General features: G+C 62.8%; 1 protein-coding gene. It reads left to right on the top strand.

Features of this window, described 5'->3' with window-relative positions; all coding sequences use genetic code 11:
- The coding region (locus FGE05_RS29510; protein ID WP_373682534.1) for a beta strand repeat-containing protein at nucleotides 1-2,984 on the top strand (2,984 nt) is incomplete at both ends.

Genomic DNA, 2,984 nt, shown 5'->3' with positions numbered 1-2,984 from the left:
CTGGGGTCAACGCGGACAACACTCGCAATGCAGGGGGCGATGTCAGCCTCACCGCGCAGAATCTCAACAACAGCGGCAAGAGCGTGATCGCCAGCCGCAACCTGACGGCCAATGTGGCGCAAACCCTGAACAACCAGGGCGGGACTTTGAGTGCTGGGCAGGCCAGCACGGTCAAAACCGGAACCCTGGATAACCGGAACAGCGGTCGGGTACTGAGCAACAAAACGCTGACCGTGACCGCCGACACACTCTTGAACACCCAAGGCGTCGTCAGCAGCAATGGCAACCTCACGGCCACTGTCGGGCAGTTGAATAACCACGCCGGCGAAGTCTCCAGCGCCGCGACCACCCAGCTCACCGGTAGCACCCTGGATAACAGCGACGGCCAGCTCACTGGCGACGTGGCACTGAACATCGGTTTGATCGGTGCCCTGAACAACCAGAACGGCGTGCTGGGTTCCGGTGCGATGCTGACGGTCACTGCTGCCAGTCTGGACAATACCCTAGGGGGAAGTCTGGTCAGCGACGGTAGTCTGACGGCGCGTATCGGAGGTCTGTTCGATAACCGACAAGGCAGCCTCGGCGCCAAAGGTGCCGTCGATGTGCAGACTGCTCGGTTGGATAACCGGGGCGGCAAGGTCCAGTCCGCCAAGGACATGCAACTTACGGTCGTCACGCTCGACAACGGCCAGCAAGGCTTGCTCAGCAGTCAGGCGGCGCTGCGCGTGGATGGCACGCAACTGAATAACGCCGGCGGCCTGCTCAGTGCCGGCGGCCCGGTGCGCCTGGAAACCACTGGCGTCGATAACAGCGGCGGGCGCATCTCCAGCAAGAACGACCTCACCGCAAACGTCGACCAGTTGACCAACCAGGGCGGTGAGCTGGTTGCCCAGGGTCTGTTGACCGTCAGCGGCCAGAGCCTGGATAACCGCAACGGCGGTCTGGTAGGCGCGACAAAAGCGCTGAAACTCGACGTCGATGCCGTGGACAACCGTGGCGGGGAGATTTCCAGTTCGCTCGGCATCGACATCGACGGCCAGCGCCTGGACAACAGCGACAACGGCAAGGTCCTGGCTGGCACCGACCTGGGCCTGAAAGTAGCGGCGATCATCAACCAGACCAAGGGCCTTCTGTTCAGCACCGGCACCAGCACCGTCACCGGACAAAGCCTGGACAACAGCGGCGGCAGCCTCGTCGCCCGCCAAGGCCTGGACATTCGTCTCGACAACGCCTTGACCAACATTGCCGGCCTGATCAGCAGCGAAGGCACACTGACGGCCAATACCGGCAGCCTCGACAACACCGACGGCAGTCTCACCGGTGTCGGCGCGTTGGCACTCACCACCGTCGGCGCCCTGGTCAACCAGGGTGGTTCCATCACCACCGATGCCGGCCTTACCGTCACCAGCCAGAGCCTGAACAACCAGCAAAACGGCTTGCTCAGCGCCAAAGGCGCGACTCGCGTCACCACCGGCACTTTCGACAACACCCAGGGTGGGTATCTGGTCAGCGGCGACACCCTCGACCTGACCGCCAGCCAAGTCAGCAACGGCGCTGCCAGTCGTATTGCCAGTGACAAGGCACTGACCGCCAGTGTCAGCGGTTTCGATCAGCAGGGCGGTGAGCTGTTCAGCAAGACCTCCTTGAACCTGGACCTGAACCACGGCCAGTTAAACAACCTCAAGGGCGTAATCACCGCGCCGGTTCTGGTGCTGAAGAACCTCAAGAACGTCGACAACCGGGGCGGCGAAATCTCCAGTGCCCAGGCATTCACCCTGGCCGCGCAAAACCTGGACAACGGTGACGGCAAACTCATCAGCAACCAGGCCCTGACCCTGCGCATCGATCAAGTGCTCAACAGCGTCAAGGGGCTGATTTCCGCGCAATCCGTCGACAGCCACAGCGCCAGTTTGGACAGCACCGGTGGCCTGATCAGCAGTCGTGGCGCGCTGGTCCTGAGTGTGGACGGGCAACTGCTCAATCGCGACGCTGCCGTGATCGCCGATGGTGATCTGCACATCGAGGCCGCGAGCCTGGACAACACGGCCGGTCAGATTGCCGGCAAAGCCGCCGTTACGGCCGATGTCGCCAGCGTCAACAACCAGGGCGGCCAGATGATCGCCCTCGGCAGCCTGACCCTTACCGGCACGTCGCTGGACAACCGCCACGCTGGGTTGGTCGGCGCCACCGACGCGCTGACCCTGAAGGTCGATTCGATCGATAACCGTGGTGGTGAACTCTCGGGTCAGTCAAACATTTCCCTGATCGGCAATGCTCTGGACAACAGTGATGGCGGCCAGGTGCTCGCCAGCGGCGCATTGGCCTTGACGGTGAAGGACGTCCTCAACCGCGCCAAGGGTCAGTTGTCGGGCAAGACTGGCCTGAGCCTGACGGGCAAGACGCTGGATAACAGCGGCGGTTTGGTGTTGAGCCAGAAAGACCTTACCGTCGACCTGTCCGGCGACATGAATAGCACCCAGGGTGTACTGAGTGCCGAAGGCGCGTTGACGCTGACGGCGGCCAGCCTCACCAATACCCTGGGCAGCGTCTCCAGTGCTGGCGCACTGGGGCTCCAGCTCGACAATGCCTTGCTCAACCAGGGCGGCGAGATCGTCACCGACGCCGGCCTCACCGTCAAAAGTGCCAGCCTCGACAACCGCAATAGTGGCACCATCAGCGGCAAGCAAGGCGTGCTGGTCGAGACCGGTGCATTCGACAACAGCCAGTCCGGCCGCCTGACCAGCGCTGCCAGCCTCGACCTGACCACGCAAAAACTGACCAACCAGAACGGCGGCCGCATCGCCAGCAACGGCGCACTCACCGCCAGCGTCACCGATCTGGACCAGCAGGGCGGTCAACTCTTCAGCAATACGGCCCTGACCCTGGACCTCAACCAGGGCCAACTCAACAACCAGGGCGGCCTGATCAACGCACCGCTGTTGATGCTCAAGAACCTCAAGGCCGTCAACAACGACGGCGGCGAA

The sequence above is a fragment of the Pseudomonas sp. ICMP22404 genome (assembly GCF_006227205.1).
Classification (GTDB): domain Bacteria; phylum Pseudomonadota; class Gammaproteobacteria; order Pseudomonadales; family Pseudomonadaceae; genus Aquipseudomonas.
This window is presented reverse-complemented; position numbering and strand designations above follow the sequence as displayed.